At 54.1% G+C, this 25,115-nt stretch carries 32 protein-coding genes; 21 read left to right on the forward strand and 11 right to left on the reverse strand.

Translation table 11 applies throughout. From position 1 onward, the window contains the following. Positions 1-89: 89 nt before the first annotated feature. From SynBIOSE41_RS06530 to SynBIOSE41_RS06545, 4 genes are all read right to left on the reverse strand, one after another. On the reverse strand, positions 90-1,145 hold the full coding sequence (locus SynBIOSE41_RS06530) for an alpha/beta fold hydrolase (protein WP_186540095.1): 1,056 nt from the start codon (positions 1,143-1,145) through the stop codon (positions 90-92). Positions 1,146-1,147: 2 nt separating this feature from the next. Next, complete coding sequence (locus tag SynBIOSE41_RS06535; protein WP_066909610.1) at positions 1,148-1,996, reverse strand: phosphatase PAP2 family protein; 849 nt, start codon at positions 1,994-1,996, stop codon at positions 1,148-1,150. A gap of 153 nt (positions 1,997-2,149) precedes the next feature. Beyond that, entirely contained in the window at positions 2,150-2,422 is a 273-nt protein-coding gene (locus SynBIOSE41_RS06540; RefSeq protein WP_066909613.1) for a fumarate reductase, read from the reverse strand. Continuing rightward, entirely contained in the window at positions 2,419-2,583 is a 165-nt protein-coding gene (locus SynBIOSE41_RS06545) for a DUF3721 domain-containing protein (RefSeq protein WP_156486709.1), read from the reverse strand. The genes SynBIOSE41_RS06540 and SynBIOSE41_RS06545 overlap by 4 nt, the downstream gene beginning before the upstream one ends. Before the next feature lie 302 nt (positions 2,584-2,885). On the opposite strand from SynBIOSE41_RS06545, the gene SynBIOSE41_RS06550 reads away from it, so the two are divergent. The 4 genes from SynBIOSE41_RS06550 to SynBIOSE41_RS06565 all read left to right on the forward strand — a co-directional run bounded on the left by SynBIOSE41_RS06550 (position 2,886) and on the right by SynBIOSE41_RS06565 (position 9,100). After that, positions 2,886-3,293: an efflux RND transporter periplasmic adaptor subunit gene (locus SynBIOSE41_RS06550; protein WP_186540097.1), complete on the forward strand. Its 408-nt coding sequence runs from the start codon at positions 2,886-2,888 to the stop codon at positions 3,291-3,293. Positions 3,294-3,339: 46 nt separating this feature from the next. After that, entirely contained in the window at positions 3,340-6,447 is a 3,108-nt protein-coding gene (locus SynBIOSE41_RS06555) for an efflux RND transporter permease subunit (RefSeq protein WP_186540098.1), read from the forward strand. Positions 6,448-6,543: 96 nt separating this feature from the next. Further along, entirely contained in the window at positions 6,544-7,896 is a 1,353-nt protein-coding gene (locus SynBIOSE41_RS06560) for a nitrate/nitrite transporter (protein ID WP_255475984.1), read from the forward strand. A 19-nt stretch (positions 7,897-7,915) separates the two neighbouring features. Further along, positions 7,916-9,100 carry a saccharopine dehydrogenase NADP-binding domain-containing protein gene (locus SynBIOSE41_RS06565; protein WP_186540099.1) on the forward strand — a complete coding sequence of 395 codons (1,185 nt, stop codon included), beginning with the start codon at positions 7,916-7,918 and terminating at the stop codon, positions 9,098-9,100. A gap of 22 nt (positions 9,101-9,122) precedes the next feature. On the opposite strand, the gene SynBIOSE41_RS06570 is transcribed toward SynBIOSE41_RS06565, so the two are convergent. Beyond that, entirely contained in the window at positions 9,123-9,392 is a 270-nt protein-coding gene (locus tag SynBIOSE41_RS06570; RefSeq protein ID WP_222930585.1) for an SUMF1/EgtB/PvdO family nonheme iron enzyme, read from the reverse strand. Positions 9,393-9,570: 178 nt separating this feature from the next. On the opposite strand from SynBIOSE41_RS06570, the gene SynBIOSE41_RS06575 reads away from it, so the two are divergent. From SynBIOSE41_RS06575 to SynBIOSE41_RS06585, 3 genes are read left to right on the forward strand one after another with little or no spacing between them, the layout of a single operon-like run. Further along, entirely contained in the window at positions 9,571-10,287 is a 717-nt protein-coding gene (locus tag SynBIOSE41_RS06575; RefSeq protein ID WP_186540100.1) for a class I SAM-dependent methyltransferase, read from the forward strand. A 1-nt stretch (position 10,288) separates the two neighbouring features. Next, on the forward strand, positions 10,289-11,446 hold the full coding sequence (locus SynBIOSE41_RS06580; protein WP_186540101.1) for an NAD(P)/FAD-dependent oxidoreductase: 1,158 nt from the start codon (positions 10,289-10,291) through the stop codon (positions 11,444-11,446). Next, positions 11,437-12,534: a type III polyketide synthase gene (locus SynBIOSE41_RS06585; RefSeq protein WP_186540102.1), complete on the forward strand. Its 1,098-nt coding sequence runs from the start codon at positions 11,437-11,439 to the stop codon at positions 12,532-12,534. Before SynBIOSE41_RS06580 ends, SynBIOSE41_RS06585 begins: the two co-directional genes overlap by 10 nt. Before the next feature lie 29 nt (positions 12,535-12,563). Here the strand turns inward: SynBIOSE41_RS06585 and SynBIOSE41_RS06590 are convergent, their stop codons facing one another. The 3 genes from SynBIOSE41_RS06590 to SynBIOSE41_RS06600 all read right to left on the reverse strand — a co-directional run bounded on the left by SynBIOSE41_RS06590 (position 12,564) and on the right by SynBIOSE41_RS06600 (position 14,499). Continuing rightward, positions 12,564-13,226, reverse strand: a complete 663-nt coding sequence (locus tag SynBIOSE41_RS06590; protein WP_186540103.1) for a hypothetical protein — start codon at positions 13,224-13,226, stop codon at positions 12,564-12,566. Between the two features lie 21 nt (positions 13,227-13,247). Continuing rightward, entirely contained in the window at positions 13,248-13,727 is a 480-nt protein-coding gene (locus tag SynBIOSE41_RS06595) for a nucleoside deaminase (protein ID WP_066909647.1), read from the reverse strand. Positions 13,728-14,049: 322 nt separating this feature from the next. Then, positions 14,050-14,499 (reverse strand): carbohydrate porin, encoded by a 450-nt coding sequence (locus SynBIOSE41_RS06600; protein ID WP_255475986.1) that lies wholly within the window; start codon positions 14,497-14,499, stop codon positions 14,050-14,052. Positions 14,500-14,511: 12 nt separating this feature from the next. Between SynBIOSE41_RS06600 and SynBIOSE41_RS06605 the strand changes: the two genes are divergently transcribed. After that, the gene (locus tag SynBIOSE41_RS06605; RefSeq protein WP_255475987.1) at positions 14,512-15,144 is read left to right on the forward strand and encodes a nucleoside deaminase; all 633 of its coding nucleotides are present in this window, start codon (positions 14,512-14,514) and stop codon (positions 15,142-15,144) included. An 87-nt stretch (positions 15,145-15,231) separates the two neighbouring features. On the opposite strand, the gene SynBIOSE41_RS06610 is transcribed toward SynBIOSE41_RS06605, so the two are convergent. Further along, the gene (locus SynBIOSE41_RS06610; protein ID WP_186540104.1) at positions 15,232-16,569 is read right to left on the reverse strand and encodes an FAD-binding oxidoreductase; all 1,338 of its coding nucleotides are present in this window, start codon (positions 16,567-16,569) and stop codon (positions 15,232-15,234) included. 456 nt (positions 16,570-17,025) lie between these two features. Here SynBIOSE41_RS06610 and SynBIOSE41_RS17800 point away from each other — a divergent pair, with 456 nt between their 5' ends. Beyond that, entirely contained in the window at positions 17,026-17,370 is a 345-nt protein-coding gene (locus SynBIOSE41_RS17800; protein WP_222930586.1) for a hypothetical protein, read from the forward strand. A gap of 537 nt (positions 17,371-17,907) precedes the next feature. On the opposite strand, the gene SynBIOSE41_RS06615 is transcribed toward SynBIOSE41_RS17800, so the two are convergent. Next, the gene (locus SynBIOSE41_RS06615; RefSeq protein WP_186540105.1) at positions 17,908-18,627 is read right to left on the reverse strand and encodes a phosphoesterase; all 720 of its coding nucleotides are present in this window, start codon (positions 18,625-18,627) and stop codon (positions 17,908-17,910) included. A 330-nt stretch (positions 18,628-18,957) separates the two neighbouring features. Between SynBIOSE41_RS06615 and SynBIOSE41_RS06620 the strand changes: the two genes are divergently transcribed. From SynBIOSE41_RS06620 to SynBIOSE41_RS06640, 5 genes are all read left to right on the forward strand, one after another. Next, positions 18,958-19,314, forward strand: coding sequence for a hypothetical protein (locus SynBIOSE41_RS06620; protein WP_186540106.1), 357 nt, complete (start codon positions 18,958-18,960; stop codon positions 19,312-19,314). A 173-nt stretch (positions 19,315-19,487) separates the two neighbouring features. After that, the gene (locus tag SynBIOSE41_RS06625) at positions 19,488-19,751 is read left to right on the forward strand and encodes a Nif11-like leader peptide family natural product precursor (protein ID WP_186540107.1); all 264 of its coding nucleotides are present in this window, start codon (positions 19,488-19,490) and stop codon (positions 19,749-19,751) included. Positions 19,752-20,076: 325 nt separating this feature from the next. Beyond that, positions 20,077-20,322 (forward strand): Nif11-like leader peptide family natural product precursor, encoded by a 246-nt coding sequence (locus SynBIOSE41_RS06630; protein WP_186540108.1) that lies wholly within the window; start codon positions 20,077-20,079, stop codon positions 20,320-20,322. 186 nt (positions 20,323-20,508) lie between these two features. Beyond that, on the forward strand, positions 20,509-20,763 hold the full coding sequence (locus SynBIOSE41_RS06635) for a Nif11-like leader peptide family natural product precursor (protein ID WP_186540109.1): 255 nt from the start codon (positions 20,509-20,511) through the stop codon (positions 20,761-20,763). A 208-nt stretch (positions 20,764-20,971) separates the two neighbouring features. Continuing rightward, positions 20,972-21,271 (forward strand): Nif11-like leader peptide family RiPP precursor, encoded by a 300-nt coding sequence (locus SynBIOSE41_RS06640; RefSeq protein ID WP_186540110.1) that lies wholly within the window; start codon positions 20,972-20,974, stop codon positions 21,269-21,271. A gap of 263 nt (positions 21,272-21,534) precedes the next feature. Here the strand turns inward: SynBIOSE41_RS06640 and SynBIOSE41_RS18340 are convergent, their stop codons facing one another. Continuing rightward, the gene (locus SynBIOSE41_RS18340) at positions 21,535-21,795 is read right to left on the reverse strand and encodes a Nif11-like leader peptide family RiPP precursor (protein WP_186540111.1); all 261 of its coding nucleotides are present in this window, start codon (positions 21,793-21,795) and stop codon (positions 21,535-21,537) included. Positions 21,796-22,017: 222 nt separating this feature from the next. Here SynBIOSE41_RS18340 and SynBIOSE41_RS06650 point away from each other — a divergent pair, with 222 nt between their 5' ends. The 7 genes from SynBIOSE41_RS06650 (at position 22,018) to SynBIOSE41_RS06680 (ending at position 24,981) form a co-directional block, all read left to right on the forward strand. Then, the gene (locus tag SynBIOSE41_RS06650; protein ID WP_186540112.1) at positions 22,018-22,254 is read left to right on the forward strand and encodes a Nif11-like leader peptide family natural product precursor; all 237 of its coding nucleotides are present in this window, start codon (positions 22,018-22,020) and stop codon (positions 22,252-22,254) included. Between the two features lie 178 nt (positions 22,255-22,432). Further along, positions 22,433-22,693 carry a Nif11-like leader peptide family natural product precursor gene (locus tag SynBIOSE41_RS06655; RefSeq protein ID WP_186540113.1) on the forward strand — a complete coding sequence of 87 codons (261 nt, stop codon included), beginning with the start codon at positions 22,433-22,435 and terminating at the stop codon, positions 22,691-22,693. Between the two features lie 232 nt (positions 22,694-22,925). Further along, positions 22,926-23,192, forward strand: a complete 267-nt coding sequence (locus SynBIOSE41_RS06660) for a Nif11-like leader peptide family natural product precursor (RefSeq protein WP_186540114.1) — start codon at positions 22,926-22,928, stop codon at positions 23,190-23,192. A gap of 198 nt (positions 23,193-23,390) precedes the next feature. Continuing rightward, complete coding sequence (locus tag SynBIOSE41_RS06665) at positions 23,391-23,666, forward strand: Nif11-like leader peptide family natural product precursor (RefSeq protein ID WP_186540115.1); 276 nt, start codon at positions 23,391-23,393, stop codon at positions 23,664-23,666. Between the two features lie 315 nt (positions 23,667-23,981). Continuing rightward, positions 23,982-24,170 carry a hypothetical protein gene (locus SynBIOSE41_RS06670; RefSeq protein ID WP_186540116.1) on the forward strand — a complete coding sequence of 63 codons (189 nt, stop codon included), beginning with the start codon at positions 23,982-23,984 and terminating at the stop codon, positions 24,168-24,170. A gap of 112 nt (positions 24,171-24,282) precedes the next feature. Then, positions 24,283-24,441 carry a Nif11-like leader peptide family natural product precursor gene (locus SynBIOSE41_RS06675; protein ID WP_186540117.1) on the forward strand — a complete coding sequence of 53 codons (159 nt, stop codon included), beginning with the start codon at positions 24,283-24,285 and terminating at the stop codon, positions 24,439-24,441. A gap of 276 nt (positions 24,442-24,717) precedes the next feature. Continuing rightward, a complete protein-coding gene (locus SynBIOSE41_RS06680; protein WP_186540118.1) occupies positions 24,718-24,981 on the forward strand; it encodes a Nif11-like leader peptide family natural product precursor in 264 nt (87 codons plus the stop codon). The last annotated feature ends 134 nt before the right edge of the window (positions 24,982-25,115 follow it).

Here is a 25,115-nt window from a genome sequence, read left to right on the forward strand (position 1 = left end):
AGTGCTGCGTCAGTGCAGATTTGACATGACTTTAAGGCTTTTGTCTCAGTAGTGCTGACGCCATTGGCATCGCGGCCATTGTCTGCTTCTCAGCTGGCACTGATGGTCTGTGCCAGCAGGCGACCGAATTCCTCATGCAATCCCAGGCGTCCATCGATATCAGAGACACGATCTGCCTTGTCTGCCAGCGTCAACATCTCCTGCTTTGAGCGAGGAGGTGCTTCGTTGGCCAGCACCACGTGCAGAGGGCACTGCAATTTCTGAGTCTGTGCCAGCCACCAGCGCGAGTCTGAGGCTGCGTCCAGGCCCCCGCTCACGAAAGCGACGCTCGCAAAGCGAGCTCCAGGCTGGCGGCTGATGTTTTGTTGTTCACGCAGACGTTCAGGCGTCAAAAGGTTGCGATTGACCCAGACGTGCCGACGCAGCATCAGTTTCAGGATTGGTCGACTGGTGTTGAGTCGATAGAGAAGCGGTCCCACCAGTGGCAGCTCAACCAGCTGTCTGACCCAGTTGAAGCTCTTCCCTGATCGGCCTGTCATGGTTGGAAGCGGACCACGGAACGTGGGTGCAACCACCACGATCTGTGCCCAGTGCCGTGAGCATTGTTCGGCCAATCCGAGAGCGATAGGAGCACTGTGGCCAGCGGCTACAACATTGATCTTGGCCTGGTCAGCTCGATCAAGGTGTCGAAGAATGGCGGGCAAAACCTGGCGAAGTGCGTTCGCGTCGTAAGCAATCGCCGGACGCTCGCTGTCGCCGAATCCTGGCCAATCAAAGCTCACCAATTGGCAATGTTCATCCATGGCATCGGCAAATTCATGCCACTCGCCTCGGCTCGAAACGGTGCTCAGGGCTGGCAGCAGCAGCCAGAGGTCGCCGTTCTCCGGACCACGACGTTCCAGCGTGATGCGAACGTCGCGGCCGTTCAGGTTGATCTGGAGATTTTCGGGGACACCGCCGATCCGGGAATGAAGGCTCATGGTGACGTCAATGTCATCTGCTGATTGGATGGTTCCAGCTTTGCTCTGCAGCCGGTTACTCCCGATGGATGTTGCAAAGATTTGCCGAACCTCTCTATCCGCGTCTCTGGATCGGAAGGCCCCCCAAGGCTGGAGAGGCCGGATCGGTTCCAATGTCGCGCCCAACCTCAGGGTTGAAAGGCTCTTCTCTCCAGGTCGCAGTTTCCGTTAGGAGAAAGCCCCTGACGGCGCATGGCCTGGACTTCCGCTCTTGCGGCTCTCAGATCAGCGCGGAAGACCGGATCGTTGTGCAATTGAGCCACGGTGCCTGAGGCGATCAGCTGGCTTGCCTGCACATCGCTTAACCAGTGCACATTGCAGATATAACGGCTCTTTCCATACTCGATGCCCCTCGTCAGGATTGCATCGCGACGTTCCGGTGCGATCTCGCTGAGAACCAGTGCCCAAGCCCATCCGGCAGCGGTGTGACCGGAGGGGTATGAGCCATCACCTCTGAGCAGTGTTTCCTGATCCGGGGTGCAGATCGGCTTGCCGTTGACCATGAATGGTCTGGGGCGTTGATAGTTGATTTTGGCCTTGTAGGTCGCCAGACCGGCATCGCTCAGGGTTCGCCGCAACAGGGTGTACAGCCTTGGTGTTCCTTCCTTGGTGATCGGAACCCCAAGGGTGCAGGAGTAAATCGCTGCAGCTTCAGGGAAATTCAGATCGGCATCAATGGCCGCCACCTCCCAGCGTGGACCTCCCTGGAGCGGAAAGGTCGACTCGGCAGTGGCCACATCGAGGTCGTAGGCCAGGGAACCCTGTTTGGGGTGTGGGGGCAGCAGTTTCAGGGAGTCAGGTACGGAATCGGATGCCAGATAGCCCTCGAGAAGCCCATGCTTGATTGTCTTTAGATTCGCTGGTGAGCCAATATCCGGTTCGCAGTAAGTCGGTGTCTGTGCTCCCGCCGGCAGGCCTGCAAAGCTGATGCCAGCAATCAATCCCACAGCAGCGCAGCTGGACGCGAATCGACTCATTGATGGTTGTTGTTCGTTCGTTAACGGGTTAGCAGTTCTTCAGGATCAGCAACAACAATCCGATCCTGAGGTCTGCACTCAATGGATCAGACGCCTTGAATCTGACCCGAGGAGATGAGACGGGAATGGGGCAGATTTGTCGACAATGGATTGTCAGCCACGTGGCTTGATCAGCAGTGTGACTCCTGAGGCTGTGATCACAACAGTGAGAACTCCCAGCAGCGCTGGATAGAACGACTGCAGGTTCAGCATGCCGAACCTGCCGGTATGGATCTTGAGTAACCAGAACGCATCAATTCCTTGTTCCAGCAGAACGCTGTACAGAGAGCCGCTGATCGCTGTGATGAGTAATGGCGCTGCAGCGATCGGAACGAGCCAGCGGTGAATGCGTCGAGCCTGACGCTGTGGACCAGGGCCGCGCTTCATTGCTTTCGCAGCTGTTGATGCAGTTCACGCTCATCCGCGCAAGGCATCCAACGACCGTTGTTTTTATGCACTGTGTTGCAACCGATCTCTTCAGCGCGTTGGCGTGCTTCGGCTTCTGTTGCGTAGAGGCCCTTGCTGTGGGCCAGTGCAGGGTTCGACATCACCACCCCGGATATCGCGACACCAGAAATTCCCACAACTGTTGTGCATGCAATCGCAAGAGCTGAAAAAACCATGATTCGAGTGGAGGCTCAGACCCTCACGCAGAGTGGATTTGACTGGGAGTGAACCAATCTTGCCTTTGCTGAGTGCGCGCTGGTTGTGGTTGAAGTCGCTTTGAGGTCTTTTGTCGCAGCTCGAGCATCAGTCCTTCAGCGCCGAAGCATTCAGGTGTCTAATTGGTGTCACAACGGTGGCAGCTGATAACCATTCTCACCACAATGGGAGCAATCACAATTTGTGCATGCGCGCTTTTGCTTTCACGTGTATCGCTGCGATGGCCGGTATCAGTGCCTTCTACGCGGCTCCAGTGATGGCTCACGCTGGTCATGGCGATGAGTTTGTTCAGACTGGTTCTGTGGGCCAGGTGAAGGCCAACCCCAAGCGCGATCAGATGCTCGGGATCGTTTCTGAAAAGCCCAAGGTCGAGGCCAATGGACAGTTGAGTGTGCCGAACGTTGCCATTGTCAAGGCGAATGGACAGCCCTATGTCTTCGTGTTCAGCGGAACCACTTATGACCCGGTCGTGATCAAGCCAGGTACCGTTTCCGTTGACCGCACGGTGGTTCTCGACGGTGTGACTTCAGACGAGCAGATTGTCCTCTCCGGTGCATTGTCGATCTTCGCTGAATCGCAGAAAAACAAGCGCTGAATCGGCTCATTCTCAGTCTGACCTTCAGCGATTCCACGGTTCATTGATGTTCAATAATCTGCTGAACAACATTCTGCGTTGGTCGATCACCCGCAGATGGCTCGTGCTGATCAGCTCTTTGCTGATCAGTCTCCTCGGCGTGATCAATGTTTTGCAGATGCCGCTGGATGTGTTCCCGCCTTTTGCACCACCTCAGGTTGAGATTCAGACCATCGCGCCCGGTCTGGCGCCCGAGCAGGTCGAGCATCAGATCAGTGAGCCGATCGAGGCGGCTGTCAATGGACTGGGAGGGGTTGATCTAGTTCGATCCGCATCCAAGCCAGGCCTGTCGATGGTGCAGGTGGTGTTCCGTGATTCGGCCAGCTTGGAGCGTGCCCGCACGGCCGTGTCGGAACGGTTGCAGCAAGTGCGGATGAAGCTGCCTGAATCGGCGGAAGCTCCGGAAATTTCGCCGTTGCTGTCTCCTCTGGGAACGATTCTTCAATACGCATTCACGCTTCCGGAGAACGCCTCCCGCGAGCAGGCCTTGCAACTTCGCACTCTCGTGCAGCGCACTTTTGAACATCCGCTGCTGGCTATTCCCGGTGTGGCACAGGTCACGATCTATGGGGGTGACAGTCCACAGACCCAGCTGCAGCTTGATCTCAGGGCTCTGAAGGATCAGGATGTCTCCTTGAATGAAGTTGTAGAAGCCGCAGGCAACGCTCAGTTCAATGGTCGCGGTGGTGTGCAGATTTCCGGTGGTCAGGAGCGTCTGATCCTCAGCGACCATGCCATCAGCAACGACGACGACATCACGCGTTCCGTGGTCCGTGCTGGTGATGGTCGTGCCATTCCCCTCGGCTCAATCGCAGAGGTGAGATCCGGAGCAGCGATGCGCCGCGGAGCCGCCAGTCTGAACGGACAACCGGCTGTGGTGTTGATGATCAACAAACAGCCTGATGTGGATACGCCTCAGCTGACGCGCACTGTTGAAGACAGCATGCGTCGGCTTCAGATGTCGCTTCCTGCGGATGTTTCGGTCACTCAGACGTTCCGTCAGGCGAAGTTCATCGAGATCGCCATCCGCAACGTCAGTGAATCGCTCCTGCTCGGAGTGGTGATTGTTGCGGTGGTGCTTCTGCTGTTTTTGATGAACTGGCGAACGGCCTTGATTGCCCTCAGTGCCATTCCTCTTTCCTTGCTGGTTGGGCTGTTGCTGATGCGCGGGCTCGGCCTCCAGCTCAACACGATGACCCTTGGCGGTCTGGTGGTGGCAATTGGTTCCGTTGTCGACGATGCCATCGTCGATATGGAGAACTGCTATCGGGGTTTGCGCAGCAACCGGCTTCAGGACAAGCCCTTGAATCCTCTTGATGTGGTGTTCAGAACCTCCGTTGAAGTGCGACAGCCCGTGCTGTTCTCCACCTTGATCATCGTTGTGGTGTTTGCACCGATCTTCACGCTCAGTGGCGTGGAGGGGCGTATTTTCATGCCGATGGGGATCGCCTATGTCCTGTCGATCGTTGCCTCGACAGCAGTTGCGCTCACCTTGTCACCGGCACTCTGCGCCTTGCTTCTGAGTCGTGCTCCCTTGCCGGCTGCCGCGTCATGGGTGGAATCTCATGTACAGGCTGTTTACCAACCCCTGCTCGAGTTTGTCCTGAGGTCACCTCGTCGAGTGCTTGTGCTGGCTGTGTCTGTGGTGATTGCAACCCTGTTGATTCTTCCCAGTCTGGGCAGGGTTTTCCTGCCTGAGTTCCGGGAGCAGTCACTGGTGAACTCCATGGTGCTCTACCCCGGTGTCTCTCTGGAGATGACCAGCCGAGCGGGTCGACTGCTCTCCCAACAGCTTCAGTCCAGCGACGATGTGGAGTGGGTGCAGGTCAGAGCCGGCCGTGCACCGGGCGATGCCGATGGCGCCGGGGTGAACATCGGCCATGTGGATCTGGAATTGAGTGATCAGGCGATGCGAGACCGTCCCGCTGCGATCGCCCGTATCCGCGCAGTTTTTGTTGATCTGCCTGGAGTGGCACCCAACGTGGGTGGATTCATCTCACACCGAATGGATGAGGTTTTGTCAGGTGTGCGCAGTGCCATCGCGATCAAGATCGCCGGCCCCGATCTGCTGGAACTGCGTGATCTTGGCGAGCAGGTCCGCGATGCGGTTGGTGAGGTTTCCGGAGTGGTTGATCTGCAGCTGGAGCCGCAGTTGCCGGTGCCTCAGGTCCAACTGCGGATCGATCGCGAGGCGGCACTGCGCGACGGAGTCAGCGTCGCCGCACTGGCGCGGGCCGCTGAGGTGGCTCTGCATGGAACGACCGTTGGCCAAGCGCCATCCTCCGGCGTTTCTTCGGCCCCTCTTGTTGTGACGCTTCCTGCAGAGCAGCAGGGCGACCTGCAGTCGCTGAGCGAGCTGCCAATCCGAACCGCATCTGGGGCGTTGAAGCCGCTCGGCGATTTCATGACCTTTGAACAGACGACGGGTCCCAACGAGGTCAATCGCGAGGATGTCTCCCGAAGAATCGTCGTATCCGCCAACGTCGCCGGTCGCCCCCTGGGGCCTGTGGTCAATGACATTCGTCGGCGCGTAGAGCAGTCGGTGAAACTGCCTCCCGGCTACACCCTGCGCTATGGGGGGCAGTTTGAGTCTGAACAGCGTGCCACCCGTTCCTTGGTGCTTTACAGCCTGCTTGCTGCTGGAGTGATCGCGGCTGTGATGGTGGTGGCTGTTCGCTCGCTGCCTGCCACGGTTGCCATTCTGCTTAATCTCCCGCTTGCGCTGGTTGGGGGTCTTGTCGCGGTTCTGCTCAGTGGCAGTGTGCTTTCCGTGGCATCACTGATCGGATTCATCACCCTGTTCGGCGTGGCAGTCCGCAATGGCCTTCTGCTGGTTGACAACTACAACCGACGTCATCAGAGAGGTGAGAGCCTGAAGGCGTTGATCCGGGCCGGCACCCTTGACCGTCTCAACGCGATTCTGATGACCGCCCTCACCTCATCGCTGGGGATGTTGCCTTTAGCGCTGGCCTTTGGCGCCGGCAACGAGATTCTGCAGCCGCTGGCGATTGTGGTGCTGGGTGGTTTGATCACGTCGACCCTGCTCACGCTGGTTGTGATTCCGGCCCTGTACGCGCGATTTGGATCCAGGCTTCTTGCTGATGCAACCCTCTGAACATTCAGGAGTCATCCTGATCAACCGTGGCTAGCAAAGGATGCAGCTCATTCATCAGCGACGTCCCACCGCTGATCAATTCTTGCGTCGATAGATATGTCACCACGCCCTCCCGGAGGCAGACCAGCACATGATGCGGCCCAACGCCATCTCAAGGCCTGCCATCTGCGCGCCAAGCGTGCCCGGCAGGGTTGGCGGCCCTGGATATTGTTCGGTATCGCATCGCTCTTCTACTTCTACGAGTTCTTTGCACGGGTCGCTCCCGGCGTGCTGCACTCTGAGCTGATCAAGGTTTCCGGCGCCAGCGAAGGTGTGTTCGGTTTCTCCATGAGTCTGTATTTTCTGGCCTATGCGCCTGCGCAGCTGCTTGTTGGCCGTCTGCTGGATCGCCATGGTGTTCGTGCCGTTGCAGCTCCGGCAGCGGTGCTTGTTGCGCTCGGATGCCTCCTTTTCGCCACAGCAGACAACATTGTCCTGATGGGTCTGGGACGGTTCTTCCAGGGGCTTGGCAGTTCCGTGGCCTATCTGGGAGTGATCTATCTCTCACTGATCTGGCTGCCGCCTCAGCGTCACGGCATGGTTCCTGGGATGGTCACCGGCATCGGCACGCTGGGGGCTGCGACAGCGCAGTTTCCCCTGCTGCTGATTTCAGATCACTTCGGATGGAGGATGCCGCTGTTGATCTGCACCGTGGCTGGCATGATCATCGCCTGCTTGATCTGGCTCTATTTACCGAGACGACCGAGCTGGTTCATCGAGTTGATGCGAGAGGACGGCTTCGATCCGAACAGCCCTGAACCGATGGGATTTCAGCTCAACAGAATTCTGCACATCCGCAATCTGTGGATTCTTTCGCTCGCCGCCGCGGGTGTTTATCTGCCGGTTTCTGTGATCGGTGATCTCTGGGGTGTGTCCTTCTTCAGTATCGAGGCCGGTCTTCCTGATGATCAAGCCAGTCTGATCACCACCCTGGTGTTCATCGGCTTCGCTATCGGCGGTGTGGTCTCCGGCCACTGGTCCGATCGCATTGGTCGCCGCAAGGTTCTGTTCACATCAGGTGCCGTCAGTGCAGCCTGCTTTGCTCTGCTGCTCTGTTTCACAAGTCGTCTTCCTGTCAGCCTTGTGGCTGTGCTGGTGGCCGCTCTGGGGCTCACCTCGGGAAGTCAGGCTCTGGCCTTTGTGATGGTGGCCGATACCGCCAAGCGGCATACGCGAGCGATCACGCTTGCCTTCCTCAATTTCATCGTGATGTTTTTCCCGGTGATTGTGCAGCCGACCGTGGGTCTGTTTTCCCAATGGGGGCTGCCGGCGGGAACACGACCCTCATCCATCCAGGAGCTGCAGGGATATGCCGTTGTGGTGGTGGGGATGCTGGCCGCGGCTGGCCTGAGTCTTCTTGTGCAGGACACCAAGCCGCGAGATGAGGAAGGCATTCTGTTGAGTCATTGAGAACAGGCAGGTACCAGCAGTGAAGGAGACGCCATCGACCGTTGATGTGCTCGTTGTCGGTGGTAACGGGCGCGTCGGAGCCTCAACAGTGCGCTGGCTCAACCGGCTCTCCCGCCGTGACGCAGAGTGCACGCCTCTCAGGCTTGCCATCGGCGGTCGCAGCCGGGCCAATTTTGAGGCTGTTAGCAAGCGACTCGATCTCCCGGAGCTCGTCTTCAGGCCGGTGGATCTCGAGGCTGGTCTTGAGTCGCTCGTCGCCGTTGTTCGTGGGGTCAAGTTGGTTGTGCATACGGCGGGACCGTTCCAGGGGCGAACGCAACCTGATCTGCTGCGAGCCTGCATCAATGCAGGGGTGCCGTATTGCGATGTCTGTGATGAGTTCAGCCTCAGTCGACATGCCAAGGACCTCTCGGGAGATGCTGTGGCGGCAGGGATTCCTGCCGTGGTGTCCTGCGGAATCTGGCCTGGAGTCAGTGCACTGATGGCGGCTGAAGCGGTGCAAAAGCTTGGCGGCCCGGAGGTCTGTGAACGCGTGGAGTTCAGCTTTTTCACGGCTGGAACCGGTGGTGCTGGGCCCACCATCGTGAGTGCCACCTTTCTGCTTCTGGCCAGCAGGGTGTTGAACTATGTGAATGGCTGGCTCACGTTCAAAGAGCCATGGACCGAGCGTCGCGTGGTTGACTTCGGTGCAGGCGTGGGTAGCCATGCCTGCTTTCTGCTCGACAATCCGGATGTGCCATCCACCGTTGAAGCGTTGGCCGTTGCCAACTGCGCTTCGCGTTTTGGCACTGCACCGGGAATCTGGAACAGTCTTTTCGCTGCCATGAAACTGCTGCCGAGCGATCTGCTCGTCAATCGCGCTGCGATGCAGGGTCTGGCCCTGTTTTCGATGCCGATCATCCGGGTGGTCGACAAGCTTGTCGGCGCCACCAATGCCATGCGTGTTGATGCGGTCAGCAAGGGTGATTGCGATTCAGGTCTGCCCGCCAAGGTCACGTTGCGTTGCGTGCATGCGGATCTCGAAGATTGCGTCGGTCAGGCCACAGCAGCATTCGCGATCGAGATGCTGCGCGGACGCCCAGGCCTCTCTCCCGCTGAGCAGACCATTCCTGCAGGCGTCTGGTATCCGGCCGAGCTGCAGGCGAAGGCACGGAACAACATCCTCCAAGTGGTCAGTGAGAAGGCTTTGCTCTGGGAGATCTGAGCGACCAGAAACACCCTTGCGTTCAGCAGTTGCGCGAGATGCAGCGGAAGCCGAGGTGACTTGTGCTTTCGCTGGCTTCCTGAGGAGAGCGGGCAGCAGGGCGGAAGCGGAGGCAGTACTGAGGCGAGCAGAGGTGCGAACCACCCTTGATGATTTTCAGGTCGCCTCCGGCTTCGGATCCTGAGCAGCAGCAGTGCACTCCCGGATGGTCCTGCCAGGAACTTTCCGTCCACTCCCAGACGTTTCCCTCCATATCGAAGAGGCCGTAGCCATTGGCAGGAAAGGTTCCCAACGGTGCCTGTCATGTTCAGAGCGAGAGGCGTTTGTTGTTCTGATAGCTCGTTTCTTTGTTTCGCTTCTCGCCGCGAAGCTCATCTCGCACAATTGGGATTCAAGCTCCTGAATCCAATCAACGCAAAGCAGTTGGCGTCGTCTGGCGCCTAGCTTTAGCTGCCATTGATCTCAGACCGATGATTCCGGGTCAGGCCCCGATGCTGCGTGATCGCAGGCCTGAGGTGATGGATCAGCCTGGTCTGGATCCCGCCGAACATGACCGGGCGCTTCGTGGTCTGCGCAGAATCAATGCAGTCAGTCGTTGTGTTCCAGGACTGTTTCGCCATCTGGAAGCGCTGTCGCTTGAGTCTCCTGCAGAGCCTCTGACTGTGCTGGAACTGGCCTGTGGAGGGGCCGACACAGCCATCGAGCTGGCCGCAATGGCACAACGACGACAGCTGAACTGGTCGATCCAGGCCTGCGATCTGAACCCAGAAGCGATTCGCATCGCCCGTCGCAATGTCGCCAGGCACAACAGCAGTGTTGGTCTGTTCGTTGCCGACGCTCTGACTCCCCCCGAGTCAGAACCATTCGATGTTGTCTACTGCACCCTTTTCGCTCACCACCTGGATCCTGTCGATGTGGTGCGACTGCTGGCCGTGATGGCTGCCCGGGCAAGTCGTCTTGTGCTGGTGGATGATCTGATCCGCAGCCGCCTGGGGTACGCGCTGGCCTGGGCCGGAACCCGCTTGCTGAGCCGATCCTGGGTGGTGCATTACGACGGTCCGCTGTCGGTTCAGGCGGCATACACGCCCTTGGAGATTCTCGAGCTCGCGGCCCAGGCCGGGTTGCACAATCCCGTGTTGGAACGCACCTGGCCTGAGCGATACCGGCTTTGCTGGAGACCCCACTGAAATGCAGAGGAGCTGGGACGTTGTTGTGATCGGAGCAGGAGTCGCTGGTGGCCTGGCCGCCTACGACTGTGCACGTCGCGGTCTGACTGTTCTGCTCGTTGAGAAGCGTTCTTTCCCGCGTTGGAAGGTTTGCGGTTGTTGCTTCAATGCCAATGCCCTGGCCGCCTTGACTGCGGTTGGGCTGCCGGACCTCATCGGTGATCAGGGAGGTGTGGCTCTCGATCAAGTGCGTCTTGGCTGGAACGGCAGTTCGCTGAATCTGGGGTTGCCCGGTGGCTGGGCCCTTTCCCGGGAGCGTTTCGACCAGGCCTTGGTCCATGCAGCTGAAGCGGCAGGAGCCACGCTGAGATTTCAGACCAGTGCCGTTCTTGAGCAGACTTCCGCCGGTGAGCGAGTGGTGCGACTGCGTCCTTCCGGCGGTGCGCCAGCCGAGCGGGTTCGGGCCCGTGTTGTTCTGGTCGCAGCTGGTTTGCAGCATCAGGTTCTGGCGTCGAGCGATGATTCGAGGCCCCGGATCGCCGAGAGATCAAGGGTCGGAGCCGGTTGTCTCATCAACGACGACGATGATGTTTACGCATCCGGTGCGATCCACATGGCTATCTGCCGACATGGATACGTTGGCCTGGTGCGACGTGAGGATGGAGCGCTTAACCTGGCAGCTGCTTTCGACCCCGCTGCACTCAGGTCTGCAGGTGGAGCGTCCTGTGCGGCGGATCTGGTTCTGCGTCGGGCCGGTTTCGCCGTTCCGCGAGCTCTGGAGACATCACGCTGGCAGCTGACTCCGGAGCTGACACGCCGATCCGGTGTGTTTGCCGGTGAACGCTTTTTGCTGCTGGGCGATTCCTCCGGTTATGTGGAGCCTTTCACTGGTGAAGGCATGGCCTGGGCTCTCGCTGCCGGAGCGGCGGTGGCTCCTTTCGTGGAGGAGGCCCAGGGAGCATGGAGCGGTGCTCTTGAGCGGCGTTGGCAACAGAAACTGGAGGAACTGACGGTGAGCCGTCAGCGTCTTTGCCGACTGTTGTCGACATTGTTGCGTCAACCGCTCGCCACCGCCGCCGTATTCAGGTTGGCATGCCACTGGCCAGAAATACCTGAGCGTGTCATCAGCGCTCTCAATCGGGATGTTTCTCATACGGCTAGCCCTGATCCATGCCTCTGACACTCCATGGCATTGGTACTGCAGTGCCCACTCAGAGGCTGAGTCAAGCGGAAGCTGTGGAAGTGGCGCATCGGATCAATGCCGAAAGTCCAGATAAGGCAAGGCTGATGGCTCGGATCTATCAGAAGACCAAGGTGCTCAACCGTGGAAGTGTGCTGCTCGGGAATGATGCAGACCATGCCACCAGCCAGGAGCGTCTCAGCTTTTACGGACCCGACAGTCCTGGCACTGCGGAACGGATGCAAGCCTTCGATGATCATGCCGGCTGGCTTGCCCTGGAGGCTGTCCGTCAGGCGTTAGATGATTCCGGTTTGCCGCCGTCAACGATCACCCATCTGGTGACCGTGAGCTGCACTGGTTTTCAATCCCCTGGCGTCGATCTTTTCCTGATGGACAAGCTTGGACTGTCCGCTGCAGTGCAGAGAACCCATGTTGGATTCATGGGCTGTCATGGAGCGCTTAACGGTTTACGTGTTGCCCATGCTTATGCCGAGATGGATCCCAACGCCGTGGTTCTGCTCTGCGCCGTGGAGCTTTGCAGCCTGCATATGTCGTATGGCTGGCATCCTGAACAAGTGGTGGCCAATGCGTTGTTCGCCGATGGAGCTGCAGCTGTTGTCGGCTCATCTGGCCCACCATCCTCCGATCGGGACCTTGTGCTGCAGAGCAGTGGTTCGATGGTGATTCCCGAAAGTGCTGATCTCATGCACTGGGAGATTGGTGATCACGGCTTTTCCATGGGATTGTCGCCTCTTGTGCCCGAAACAGTGGGGTCAGCACTGCAGCCCTGGTTGCAGGAATGGCTGCAGAATCGTGCCGTCAATCTTTCGGATATATGCAGCTGGGCCGTGCACCCAGGTGGTCCGAGGATTCTTTCGACCTGCGCTGAAGCGTTGGCACTGGACCCCAGGCTTCTGGAGGAGTCCAGAGTCGTCCTCCAGAACCACGGCAACATGTCGTCGGCAACGATCCTTTTTATCCTCGAACGCCTGCGTCAGCGATCGGTTGCTGGCCCTTGTCTTGCGCTGGCTTTTGGCCCGGGGCTGAGTGCAGAGGTTGCACTTCTCGATCTTCAGCTTGCAGAGTAAATGTCTTCAGCGCGTCAACAGTGCGAGCGTTATGGCCCGGTTGTGTTCCACGGAAAGCCTGGAACAGCGGAGAACAGCATCAGCAGAAGCCCCTGTGCAACAACAATGGTGCTGCAGCCGACCAGAGTCCAGCGCCGAGACGCTGTGGACAACCAGTTGGAGTAGAGGCGGCTCAGCCATGGCACCAGCAAGTAGCCAGTGAGCAACACCGTGATCAGGTTGCTGATCAACATATTGAGCGGCAAAGATAACTTGCCAAGGGTTGATCCCCCGAGCCACATCAGCAACATCACAGAGGGATATAACGCCAGCCAGACAAGCAGATTCACCTTCCAGATCGGTGTTCGCGATGTCCCCTTTGCCTGAATCCACTGGTCAAAGGAGTTTGAATCCAGGCGGAAGCGATACTGATAGCCGATCAGTTTTTCTGCTTGATTGAGCAACTCTCTTCTCTGTGAGCTGTCCAGCCAGAGAAGGCACTGCTCCAGTTCCTCAAAGCGAACATGTGTGGTGACCTTCAGTTCTGAACCAGTGCCTGAATTCTCGTAAACAACATCCTGTCCGAGGTAGCCGTTGAAAGCCTGAGCAGCACAATTCATACGCTCCTGAATGTTCTGATAGTCCTCACGCTGTGAGGCATCGATGGAGCTGTGAATCGTGTAGACAAATCGACTTTCGGTTTTCTCAGACATGGCGGATCTGGCTTTTGAGGCTCAATAGCGTGCCCCGTCTGGCAGCTCACGAAACTCATCCCACACGTTGCAAGCCTCGCATTTGAGGATCTGTGTGAGTTTGATCTCACGTTGATCCTTTGGTCTCTGCATGTCGTGATTGATGGCTTCATCGGAAAACAGGTCGTTGTAATCCGACCAGGAGGCCGCGTAGAACACGTTGCGTATGCCAGCCCAGTAGGCCGTGGCGTAACACATCGGACAACATTCACAGCTGGTGTACATCACGCAGCCAGACAAATCCCATGTGCCCAGTTTCTTGCAGGCCGCTCGGATCGCGTTCACTTCAGCATGAGCGCTTGGGTCAAGATCCTTGATGACGCTGTTGCCTGCTGAGGCCACGATTTCGCCGTTCTTGGCAACCACAGCTCCAAAGGGGCCCCCTGATTTATTGACGATCCCTGCCTCACGCATCTGGTGGATCGCTTCACGCATCAAGGCTTCATCGTGTTTTGCTGCCATGGCCGGGAGGAGCACTCTGCTGAATCGTGACGATGACCGTCGCCAACGACAACGAAAGGAACCAAAACGACAAGTTTTCGGTAGCCAATCATCAAACACCAGCTTCGATCGCAGCAGCTTCAAGGCGAAGCTGATCAGGGGACGGGTGATACCCATCCTGAGTGGTGTCATTCGCCTGGCTGGCCTTACTGCAATCACAGTCATGAACCACTGAAGGGCAAGCAGGGGGCGAAGTGAAGCTGGGGCTAAGGTCTTTGGCGCAAGCAACGGCAATACTTCGTCGGTCTTTCCCCCACCTGTCACCCGGACTTGGATAACGCTCTCAAAACAGCATGGTGAGTTGCAGAAGACCACTGACCGAATCATCTTCTGCGTCACGGTCACCCACGAGAGGCAGCACGGTGATCGTGGGCTGGAAATACAGCGAATCGGCGAGGGCGATTTGCGCGTATCCCTGCAACATCAGCTCATTGGGATTGAATTCAGCTTCCAAAAATGGTTCGCTTCTATTGATTTTTGCCCATGAGAGACCGACACCGATGCTGTCGTTCGGACGGCTTTCCAGAGGCCCCATTGCCGTCACCCCTGCCGTGACGGACGCACCCATCTGATTGCTGATGGACGGCGACCAGCCGGCACTGAGAAAACCATTGATCCCACTGCTGTCTTGCTCAGGCCGAAAACTGGAAAATCGTTGATTCAGCAGGGCATACACCCCCCATGCACCCAATTCGCTGAAGCAATTCGTGGTGCTGTCGTTTTGGCAGACCACAGATTCGCCCCCTTGCGACCAGGCACCCAATCCAAAGGATCCTGGTTTGAGAGCTTTACCCAGGACCCATCCACTCCCGGCGCAGCGATGCTGAATAAAAAAGACCTCTCAACCATCATTGCAGGCACCAATCAAGAAACGCTTAATCCCTTGTTTTACGCAGAAGTTCAAACAATCAACAGCTACTACAACTTAAAAAGCGAGCAGCATGTCGACCCCAAGGAGGTTCTTTTCTTGGCCACACATGAACCCTGCACACTCTGTTCATCTGCGATTACATGGGCAGGATTTGACAATTTCTACTACTTTTTTAGTCACGAAGATTCCCGTGATTCATTCCAGATCGGGCATGACCTCAACATCCTCAAAGAGGTCTTTAAGCATGATCCGGGAGAATATGCACGCACAAACAACTACTGGACGAGCTACTGCATCTGCGATCTGATCGAAAATTGCGATAGCAGTGATCGATATTCGTTCAATCAACGCGCCACATCGCTGCGTGGAACCTATCAGAAACTCTCCAGCCAGTATCAACAAAGCAAAGGGCAATTAAGTGACCCCGCTTATATCCCTCTGAACTATTCAAGAACGCCATCACATCAAACCATCGTGAACACCGGCTTAGGGTCGTTTAATCAATGATTGAACAGGCGGATTGGACTACCCAGGGAGAACAATCGGCATGCATTCGTGATGGCAGGAATCACAGCTCTGAGGGCTCCTCTGCGATCACTCGCCAGCCTGTGATGGTACGTCGAGTGTCGGCAAGATCTGATCTGGATCCCACCGGCGCTTGATCTCGCGCAAAAGCGCAAGATCCTCCGCATAGGCCAGCTGCAATTGACGTCCGTAGCGAATCGTTCCGGGATGGCGTTCCACCAAATAGACGTGGCAACAGATTGGGGCTAGAGCATCGAAAAGGGCATCAGACCATTGCCTCACCAACGGCCCAGCCAGGTTGTCGTCAGGATGCCAGAGACCCGAAATCACAATTGACCATTCGGCATCTCGCCCTTTGTAAGTGGAGCTCTGCATCGCTTGATCACGCACCGCTCCACCGATGTGTTGCAAATCAATCCGACAGAGAGGATTCGGAGCTCGTTGAATCGCTTTGGTCAGAATGCTGGTCAGAGTTTCCGTCTGGCCAGGTTTCACGCTGATGGCATGAATCCAGGATCGAAGTCGCCGTCGCCGATTGGTATCTGCTGCCGGCTCCACCGGAAAGGATCCGTCATGTAGAGGCATGTTGAAGTCCGGTAAGTCCTCCAAGCCCATCACGCGATCCCGCCAGACATCCACGGAATCTGCTTCGCATGGAGACACATCGCTATCCCCTGCGACGTTGACGACGTAGCTCAGTACAGAGGGCTCTTTGCTGTCGGGAGGGACTCCCAGCACAAATGAGCACGACCTGGATCGAGGCATGACCTCCGCCTCCTGGAGATGGTTTTGCAACTCCTCAAGAGCATGCAGGGAACGCATCACATCCAACGATCGTCGTGCGTGGGTCCGAAGCGTGGCCTCCGTGATCACGGCGAGAAAGGGTGCAGCTCCCCTCAGCAACCTCCAGCCCGTGGGATCCTGCGCCTCCCCCTGCAAGACAAATGGCGTGCCGTCGGCGCGAACACCCCGCAACGCCACGATGCTGTCGAGGGTGAGGCCCAAGCTGCGGCTGAGATGGCCGATGCCGCCCATCAAGAGCAGACCAAAGCCGGGCGTTGCATGCGTGCCCACAGGAAGCATGCATCGATGGGGTGACAAGGCTCGAAGCAGTGCTCCCATACCCACGCCTGCCTGCACCCGCACCTGATCCTCCTCAAGCTCAATGGCTGTGAAGTGCGCAGAAAGATCAAGCACCAGTGCTCCATCGGCCGCACAGAAGCGGCTATGGCCTCCGCTGCGCACCATCAGAGGCACGCCGGTTTGGCGTGCCTGCAGAACAGCATCAACCACATCCTGTTCGCTGCGAGGCTGAAGGATCATCAGCGGATCGCAAGCTGCAGCGTCACCGTTAAACAGTTCAGCGAGTGCTCGCTCGTAGTCAGCATGCCCTGGATGCAAAGCCATTGACGTCTTTTAAAACAGAGGCGTGTTCCGAAGCCGTTCACTCATGCTGGGTGGCGTCTGAACCGTTCGCACCAACAAGCGATAAAGCGCAACAGCGGTTTGCATTAACAGAAACCAGTTCAGCAGCAGGGCGCGGAAGTAAGACTGATGCCAATCGACTCATGGCTCGAGGGGATCGTTGTACACGACTCATTCCCCTGGGCTGATCTCGCGATCTGGCGTGCGAATCAACAGAATCAATGCGGCTGCCATAGCCAGAAGGAGCGCTCTGCTGAATCCTGTTGATGACCATCACCATCACCATCACCATCACCAACGCCAACGAAAGGAATGAAAGCGACAAGCTCGCGTTAGCCGTTCATTGATTAGAGGTTCAAGCATCGGTCGACAGAATTCGCAAATGCTGCTCAGCCTCGCCGGACTGGACAAGGTCGGATGATGCTTGGAGACAGGGTGATGCTGCGTCAACTTCAGTTGTTGCAGTGCTTTTCAGGCTTCACCAGAAATTCTTCAAATCTTCTTCCTGTTTCCACCGGGAAATCTATCAGTCATCACCAAGTGCCCTGTGATCTTCAAGTCATCGGGGTTCATTCCCGTCGCTCCTCGCTCTTCCGAACAATGACTGCTCAAACATCATCAGCAAGTATGTCGACATTTCGAGTCGATTATTTTGATTCCAGGTATGAGGCAATCGATCAGTATTTTACCTGCATGATTGTGTGTGATAGAGATGATCAAAAATGCCTGAATAATTGTCTTGACAGGCATATGAATTTTGCTGATAATGAAGATTTTTCTTGACTGGTTTTTTAATGTCGTCAATAATACTGCTTCTATTGTTTAGGGCCGAGTCAACTTGTGCTCATCATCAGCTCTTGGTTCTGTCTCCCTGGCGATGCCACCATTGGAGCTCCGCCTGGCAAGACCGGGAAGGATGGTGTCTGCAGAGCCGCTGATACCCATGTCTCTGGCACGCGCAACAACTCGAAGCTCTAGAAACGTTAAAGGGCGTCACCAACCTTCAGGAGAAACTGAAAGCTGCTCAGTCAGCTGCCGAAGTTGCATCTGTCACTGCAGGACATGCTCATGAATTCAGTGCTGATCATCCAATTTATCTTGGTGAAGAGGAGTTGTAAGATGTTTCTGCGGTGTGAATGAAAGCTTTAAATCTAGTGGATGTTAGAAATCTGCGCATGCTGAGAACCGGGAAACCGATAAACGGAATAAGGGGCGTCAGCCTAGTCGTAGTATGAAGCAAAATATATGAGTCTCCAAACACAGTTTTGTCAGGGTTCTTGACCTTCACTTGATGTCTTCATTCCATGATTCACATAATAATCAGCCTTGGAATCCGCCGACCTGTCTTGAAGACTTGGTTCTCTCATTAACACTGAGGAATTCGACGTGATCGCTGGCAGGGTCATAGAGGGTGTAATTGGCCCCAGATCCAATGCCGATCACGCTGCGTCTCGGCACCGGCTGTTCATGACACTGTTCACGAACGTGATCTTTCACTCTTGATCGAATCCGCCCTCCTGTGAGCTTCAATCGGAACTGACGTCCACCGCGCGCAGTGAAAAGTCGGTTGACATCCAGTCGAGTGAGGCGGTCGAGGAGGATCAAAGGTGAGGTGGTTTCCTTCAGTTCATCGCTCACATCCGCTGAGCTGCCGTGGATCAGGCCACAGTCCAGTTCAATCAAGCCAAATTGGAGTGATGCCAGCCAGTTGAGGTGCTCTGGGTTCTCTGCCTGTCGTAACCACTGAACTCGGGAGTCTTCGGACTGTCGTTGTAATTTCTCGGCTTTGGCTTCTCCTCGGTAGCCATGCAGGGACAGCAGTTGCTCCTCCAGCCAGCCGTAGATGCAGTGGGGATGGAGATCACTGCGTTGTGGTCGGCGTAAACGCTTCAACAGCGCATCACACTTGGGATTGGGGCCGATCATGTCGCCGAGAACGAACAGATGCGCTGTTCCTCTCCGCATCTGCAGATCGGACTGGATCTGCTCATACAGATCAAGGTCTCCACGAAGACCACTCACCAGTGCCCAGCGTTCCATCAGCGCTAACACATGAAACAAATTATACTTTATGTGAGAATGATTCTCACGGCAACGCTTGGAGTTGGCGGCTGTGTTCGGCAGTTGTGTGCCTTTTCGAGCGACGAATATTGACGGCTGTTGTGGCTTGCGTTGTTACTTCATTCGCTTGCCCATGGTCGCTTGTTCGCCTTGCTCGCTAGCGCTGAAGTACTACTGCATAAGGAAAGATGCAGGAGGGGCGGCTGATCGACAGCAATGACCACTGGAGCTTGCTCTCGCAAAGAGGCCAGAAGAGTTGGGTGCTAGAGCCGTACGTCTTCTTGGATATGGGCAGAGGTATTCCCAACGATGAGCATGCTCTGCTCGCCTGAGCGAAAGCGTGCTGAGCTGCTGATCTTTGAGCAACGTGGTCTGCGTGAAGGCTTCACCGAAGCACTGCAAGACGGTGACCACAGCTTCAACGATGACGCGGTTTGCGAATTCGTTTTGAAGATCTCTCGTCGTGGCACTGGTCTCGACACCAGCTATTCAGTTCTGCCCAAGCCAAGCAAGGTCACCAAGGCGGAGACAGAAGCAATGGCAGAGGTTCGTGAGATGAACGTGGCTTCTCTGACTGAAGGCTCACATCCATTCATTAAGCCTGCTGCTGAGTTCACCAAAGATCCCACCGCCAGCGCTGCTGAGCTAGATCGTCTGGAATTCTGATCACTGGGCATTCATCGGCATAGCATCAACACTTCTGCCGTCACTGATGTAAGTCCCCTCGACTGATATTAATTCACTACCCGCCCTCAGACACGGCGGGTTTTTTATTGTCTTGAAGTTTGGGGTACACCTAGGTCGACAGCTGCTATGACTGCTGAACAGACCTGTAGCCAATGTCAGAAGAGCAACTCAAAGCTTTCCTAGAAAAAGTCAAAACTGACACTACCCTTCAGGAGCAGCTCAAGGCAGCTTCGGATGCTGATGCAGTAGTTGCGATTGCAAAAGAAGCAGGGTTTAGTATTTCTGCTGACGACCTAACTAATCCAAAGCTCTCTGACGAGGAGCTGGAAGGTGTGGCAGGTGGACACTGCATTTTACATCCATCCATCACTGACACCCCCTCTTTAATACTGCCCATCATCATTTGCCCACCATAACTGCCACTAACAACTCAGTGACTCACCAACAGCTTACACGCTCGAATAACCTCTGAAATTGACAGGGCTTTTTATTGCTTCAATCACCCCAAAAAAGCCCATTAATCAGCCTCCAATACCTGGCACGATTGAGCGCAGTTGAGCAGTAATCAGGCGGGTGAAAACATTTTTCAAAAGGTGGTGACTGAGTTCTGAGCTATTCACCAGAAGCTCACCAGAACTTCGAGGGTTCTACACCAGAGCTATGTAGTGGAGTTCACCAGTAGAGCTGTGATCTTGAAGGAGTCCAGGGGGCAACGCCTCCAAACATTCACTCCTTAGAACCATGACTCAAGAACAACTCACAGCTTTCATCGCTAACGCCAAAGGCAACACCAGCCTTCAGGAGCAGCTCAAAGCAGCGGCTGATGTTGATACGGTTATAGCGATTACCACAGAAGCTGGGTTTAGTATTTCTGCTGACGACTTGAAGAAAGCTCAATCAGAGATTTCTGATGAGGAGTTGGAAAACGCGGCTGGAGGTTGGTGGGAAAGCTATGAGTGCACTTGCCACAATACTTCTATAGACTGATCTTAATAAAAGGCTTGACTCTACGTACTAAAAACCCCCTGCATTGACAGGGACTTTTTATTGCTACAACGACTTCAATATTCGCTTAAAACGGCATCCAATACCTGGCACGATTGAGCGCAGTAAGTATTAGCCAATGACGCTGCAGCAGACCGTTGCTATGACTGCTGAAAAGACCTGCTATCCATGTCCCTAGAACAACTCAAAGCCTTTCTAGAAAAGGTCAAAGGTGATTCCAATCTTCAGGATAAACTAAAAGCAGCTAAGTCACCTGAAGATGTTGTAGAAATTGCTAAAGAACATGGTCATGAATTTACTGTAGATAAGTTCAGCCTTCTCAGTGAAGAGGAGCTAGAAGTTGTGGCTGGTGGATTTGTTCCTCCTCCTCCACCTCCTGGTCCTGGGGTCCTCAACAATAGCCCAGTTAATTTCGCCGATTAATGTCTAATTGCAAGCGTTAATTTGATAACAAATCGCAGAAACGTTAAAGTCCCTGCAACGGCAGGGGCTTTTTATTTCTTCAATCACATCCAATAGCCCATCAATCAGCCTTCAATACCTGGCACGATTGAGCACAGTAATTGTTAGCCAAAGACACTGCAGCAGACCGCTGCTATGACTGCTGAAAAGACCCATGTCCTCTCGTAAAATGGCTGCGATTGACGACCTGATGGCTGCTCTAAGTAGCAATCCTGAATTACGGCAGGCTATGACTAGCGCCATAACTCCAGAAGATGCAGTAAAAGCTGCCGCTGATGCGGGATACAAAGTAACCTCACAGGAGTTAGTAGAGGCCTATAAATCTCAAATGAGTGCGTTGTCCGATGATGAATTAGCGTCGATTTCTGGGGGAAAGGGCTACGTACCATACATATCTAAGGTGACCCCCCACATAACAGATATCAACCACAACCAAATGCCGAACATAAATCTAATGACGCAACTCTAAACCAAACAATATTACGAATTCTAATACATAAAATCTCCCTATTGAATAGTCGAACGAGATTAAAAGCCTAATTCACCAAAGCCCTTGCAATAGCACGGGCTTTTTATTTCTTCAGTTACACCCAAAGGACTAAAGCAAAGAGTCCGACATTTTTCAAGTATTTCTTCTACTATCACTAGGTCTTCATGCCCGCTCTCAAAGCATTGTCAAGCAGTAAAGTTTCCTAATTACAATGCTGAATCTATTGTTTGCGTCTTGCCTGGTCATCCACAATCAATTACGCATGCTGTATGTCTGTGTGTCCTTTCCCATGGCTCTTTCCCTCCTGACACAGCTTCCAATTCTTCCTGTGAGAGCTCTGACATCTTTGCTTTGAAGGCCGTTCGCAGATCCTCAGCACTGATTTGAATACCATAATCTGCGGCAAGCTTCACAGCCTCTTCAGCCGTTGTGGCGGCGGTAATGGACTGCCTAAATTCGGAGTTCGTCGAAACCAAATTTAAAAGATCTTCTTGAGCTGACATGTTCAAAACATATGGCCTATTAACGCTAGCAGGGAGGACACAATGAGACGCCCAATAAACATTATTTTACAATTGATAAGATGAGTTTTTGATGAGCATCTTTTGCTATCCAAAAAGCCCATCAATCAGCCTTCAATACCTGGCACGATTGAGTGCGTTAAGTATTAGCCAAAGACACTACAGCAGATCGTTGCTATGACTGCTGAAATAGCCACAAGTCAGATGTCAAAAGAACAACTCAAAGCTTTTATCGAAAAGGTTCAATCCGATACCGAATTGCAAGAAAAATGCAAGGCGGCAGCCTCCTCTGAGGAAGCAATGGTCATCGCAAAAGCAGCGGGATTCTCAATCACTGAAGATGACATTCAATCGCAATCTGTATCTGACGATGAGCTGGAAGGAGCCTCTGGCGGAGGGTATTCAGTGCTATGGGCACTGCTGGGGAGGCGGTGTAATTAAGAATATTGAGCCTACTAACCATCAAAGACCCCTGCATTGACAGGGGCTTTTTATTGCTTCAATCAACCAAATAAGCCCGCCATTAGCCTTCAATACCTGGCACGATTGAGCGCAGTAAGTATTAGCTAAAGACGCTGCAGTAGACCATTGCTATAACCATTAAAGACTCCTGATACCTATGTCAGAAGAACAATTCAAAGCTTTCCTGGAGAAGGTCAAAGCAGACACCAGTCTTCAGGAAAAGCTCAAAGCAGCTTCCGATGCTGATGGTGTTGTGGCGATTGCAAAGGAGGCAGGCTTTAAGATTTCTGCTGATGTCGTTCGGACCGAGATTTCAGACAGAGAACTGGAAGGTGCAGCTGGGGGCTGGCTGGGGACTTTGGGAGGATGGACTTGCGATCCAGCGGAGATGTGCCAATTCACTGCACTGAGATGTTGATGCAGACGACACTGCGACCCGACAGATCCGACTGGCCCTCACAAGCATACGACTGGCTAGCAGCACCTACACACTCAAAGCCCCTGCATTAGCAGGGGCTTTTTATTTCTATAACCACTTCAATATTCGCTTAAAACGGCATCCGATACCTGGCACTAATTAATACTTAGTTGAACTACCAGCGGCTTAACTATTGAACCAGTGCTACAACAGCTCTATTGGCACCTATCCCATGTCAGAAGAGCAACTCAAAGCGTTCCTAGAAAAAGTCAAAGGCGACACCACGCTTCAGGAAAAACTAAAGGCAGCAAAGTCACCTGAAGACGTTGTGGGCATCGCTAAAGAATACGGCTACGAATTCACTGCTGAGACACTGCTGAAAAAAGATAGTACTGAACTGAGTAAAGAGGAACTAGAAGGCGTGACTGGAGGCTACCAATTCCTATCCATGAACTATGGAAACGGATGGTGTGGTAAACAAACACAAGTCAGGTGCTGAATCTGAAGTTCCCTTTTTCCCCTCGCCTTCAAAACTTACACACTCAAGCCCCTGCATTGACAGGGGTTTTTTATTGCTTTAATTACCCCATACAGCCCGCAATCAGCCTTCAATACCTGGCACTATTGACCGAGGTTATTGTTAGCCAAAGACACTTCATGACATTATTGCTATAACCGTTAAAGACTCCTGAAACCCATGTCAGAAGAGCAACTCAAGTCCTTCCTGGAGAAGGTGAAGGCAGACACCACCCTTCAGGAGAAACTTAAAGCAGCTGCCGATGCCGATGCTGCTCTTGCCATTGCCAAAGAAGCTGGGTTTGCAATTACTGCAGAAGACATTCAATCGATGCAATCTGCTACGGACTTATCAGATGCTGAGCTGGAACGTGTGGCTGGAGGTGGAGGTTGGTATCCATACTATACAGATGCTGATAGCTGCACGAGGTGCACATGTCATAGAAATTGTGGCTAAAGACTTAGACACAGGCTACACACTCAAAGCCTCTGCATTGACAGGGGCTTTTTATTGCTTCAATCAACCAAATAAGCCTGCCATTAGCTTTCAATACCTGGCACGATTGAACGCAGTTGAGCAGTAATCAGGCGGGTGAAAACATTTTTCAAAAGGTGGTGACTGAGTTCTGAGCGGTTCACCAGAAGCTCACTAGAACTTCGAGGGTTCTACACCAGAGCTATGTAGTGGGGTTCACCAGAAAGGCTGTGATCTTGAAGGAGTCGAGGGGGCAACGCCTCCAACACAACTCACACACTTATCAGCTTTAAAACAATGACTACTTCAATCTTCAATGCTCCCTTGCAAATCAAGGAAGCTATTCCAACCTCCACCCAGCCAGAGCTTGAACCGCTCTTCGATCAAGAGTTGGAAGCTGCTGCTGGGGGAATGTACCTCGGCAATCTGGATCGCGTCCTGGCACCACTCGATCGCTGTCTCACACCTCTGGGAAGATACTTGTAAGAACTGAACGCAGGCCTCTCACCAAGTGAGATCAATTACGCCCCGCCAAGTGCGGGGTTTTTAATTGCCAACTGCCGACCGTTGCTATGACAGCTGAACAGACCTGATACCCATGTCCCTAGAACAACTCAAAGCCTTCCTAGAAAAGGTCAAAGCAGACACCAGCCTTCAGGAGAGGATCAAGTTAGCTAAGTCACCTGAAGACGTCGTGACTATTGCCGAAGAACATGGTCATAAATTTACTGCTGACAAAATTACTGAATTTTGCTAACTTAGCAACGAAGAGCTAGAAGAAGTGGCCGCAGGGGCTACTTGCTATCTTTCAACACATGACTACAGTTCGAATTGCTAACTAACTACCAGCTTTGATAGTAATTGACTTGTAGCCAGAAAAGCTACTACATTATTGGCAGAGACTATTTATTTATTCGATCACCCTAAAAAGCCTCGACATTAGCCTTCAATACCGTACGATTGAGTGCGTTAAGTATTAGCTAAAGACACTGCAGCAGACCGTTGCTATAACTTGTGAATAGACCTGATACCCATGTCAGAAGAGCAGCTCAAAGCGTTCATCGAAGAGGTCAAAGCAGACATCAGCCTGCAAGATAAGCTTAAAGCAGCTGCTGATGTTGACGCAGCTCTTGCAATTGCAAAAGAGGCTGGGTTTAGTATTTCTGCTGATGACGTTCGGACGTCAATTTCAGATGAGGAACTTGAAGGCGCGGCTGGGGGTTATATTTCACTCGAAGCAGGATGTTTGCCGCCGTGTTGTACTAGAGGAGCATGCTCTACCAGCAGACCGCTCTGATTTTTTAGAAAAAGATTATTAAAGAGATTTAGTCTACTCATCAAAGCCCCTGCCTCCGCAGGGGTTTTGATTTCTTAAATCACCCCAAAAAGACCATCAATCAGCCTTCAATGCCTGGCACGATTGAGCGCAGT

This window comes from Synechococcus sp. BIOS-E4-1 (genome assembly GCF_014279995.1).
In the GTDB taxonomy this organism is placed as follows: domain Bacteria; phylum Cyanobacteriota; class Cyanobacteriia; order PCC-6307; family Cyanobiaceae; genus Synechococcus_C.

Coding starts and splice junctions, on each gene's coding strand:
- SynBIOSE41_RS06575 (WP_186540100.1), top strand. CDS start 9,571: ATGATTCCGGGTCAGGCCCCGATGCTGCGTGATCGCAGGCCTGAGGTG.
- SynBIOSE41_RS06610 (WP_186540104.1), bottom strand. CDS start 16,569: ATGGCTTTGCATCCAGGGCATGCTGACTACGAGCGAGCACTCGCTGAA.
- SynBIOSE41_RS06640 (WP_186540110.1), top strand. CDS start 20,972: ATGGCTGCGATTGACGACCTGATGGCTGCTCTAAGTAGCAATCCTGAA.
- SynBIOSE41_RS06625 (WP_186540107.1), top strand. CDS start 19,488: ATGTCAGAAGAGCAACTCAAAGCTTTCCTAGAAAAAGTCAAAACTGAC.
- SynBIOSE41_RS06660 (WP_186540114.1), top strand. CDS start 22,926: ATGTCAGAAGAGCAACTCAAAGCGTTCCTAGAAAAAGTCAAAGGCGAC.
- SynBIOSE41_RS06540 (WP_066909613.1), bottom strand. CDS start 2,422: ATGAAGCGCGGCCCTGGTCCACAGCGTCAGGCTCGACGCATTCACCGC.
- SynBIOSE41_RS06670 (WP_186540116.1), top strand. CDS start 23,982: ATGACTACTTCAATCTTCAATGCTCCCTTGCAAATCAAGGAAGCTATT.
- SynBIOSE41_RS06655 (WP_186540113.1), top strand. CDS start 22,433: ATGTCAGAAGAACAATTCAAAGCTTTCCTGGAGAAGGTCAAAGCAGAC.
- SynBIOSE41_RS18340 (WP_186540111.1), bottom strand. CDS start 21,795: ATGTCAGCTCAAGAAGATCTTTTAAATTTGGTTTCGACGAACTCCGAA.
- SynBIOSE41_RS06550 (WP_186540097.1), top strand. CDS start 2,886: ATGCGCGCTTTTGCTTTCACGTGTATCGCTGCGATGGCCGGTATCAGT.
- SynBIOSE41_RS06595 (WP_066909647.1), bottom strand. CDS start 13,727: ATGGCAGCAAAACACGATGAAGCCTTGATGCGTGAAGCGATCCACCAG.
- SynBIOSE41_RS06635 (WP_186540109.1), top strand. CDS start 20,509: ATGTCCCTAGAACAACTCAAAGCCTTTCTAGAAAAGGTCAAAGGTGAT.
- SynBIOSE41_RS06620 (WP_186540106.1), top strand. CDS start 18,958: ATGAGCATGCTCTGCTCGCCTGAGCGAAAGCGTGCTGAGCTGCTGATC.
- SynBIOSE41_RS17800 (WP_222930586.1), top strand. CDS start 17,026: ATGCTGCGTCAACTTCAGTTGTTGCAGTGCTTTTCAGGCTTCACCAGA.
- SynBIOSE41_RS06545 (WP_156486709.1), bottom strand. CDS start 2,583: ATGTCGAACCCTGCACTGGCCCACAGCAAGGGCCTCTACGCAACAGAA.
- SynBIOSE41_RS06680 (WP_186540118.1), top strand. CDS start 24,718: ATGTCAGAAGAGCAGCTCAAAGCGTTCATCGAAGAGGTCAAAGCAGAC.
- SynBIOSE41_RS06665 (WP_186540115.1), top strand. CDS start 23,391: ATGTCAGAAGAGCAACTCAAGTCCTTCCTGGAGAAGGTGAAGGCAGAC.
- SynBIOSE41_RS06650 (WP_186540112.1), top strand. CDS start 22,018: ATGTCAAAAGAACAACTCAAAGCTTTTATCGAAAAGGTTCAATCCGAT.
- SynBIOSE41_RS06675 (WP_186540117.1), top strand. CDS start 24,283: ATGTCCCTAGAACAACTCAAAGCCTTCCTAGAAAAGGTCAAAGCAGAC.
- SynBIOSE41_RS06580 (WP_186540101.1), top strand. CDS start 10,289: ATGCAGAGGAGCTGGGACGTTGTTGTGATCGGAGCAGGAGTCGCTGGT.
- SynBIOSE41_RS06630 (WP_186540108.1), top strand. CDS start 20,077: ATGACTCAAGAACAACTCACAGCTTTCATCGCTAACGCCAAAGGCAAC.
- SynBIOSE41_RS06555 (WP_186540098.1), top strand. CDS start 3,340: ATGTTCAATAATCTGCTGAACAACATTCTGCGTTGGTCGATCACCCGC.
- SynBIOSE41_RS06560 (WP_255475984.1), top strand. CDS start 6,544: ATGTCACCACGCCCTCCCGGAGGCAGACCAGCACATGATGCGGCCCAA.
- SynBIOSE41_RS06590 (WP_186540103.1), bottom strand. CDS start 13,226: ATGTCTGAGAAAACCGAAAGTCGATTTGTCTACACGATTCACAGCTCC.
- SynBIOSE41_RS06585 (WP_186540102.1), top strand. CDS start 11,437: ATGCCTCTGACACTCCATGGCATTGGTACTGCAGTGCCCACTCAGAGG.
- SynBIOSE41_RS06535 (WP_066909610.1), bottom strand. CDS start 1,996: ATGAGTCGATTCGCGTCCAGCTGCGCTGCTGTGGGATTGATTGCTGGC.
- SynBIOSE41_RS06615 (WP_186540105.1), bottom strand. CDS start 18,627: ATGGAACGCTGGGCACTGGTGAGTGGTCTTCGTGGAGACCTTGATCTG.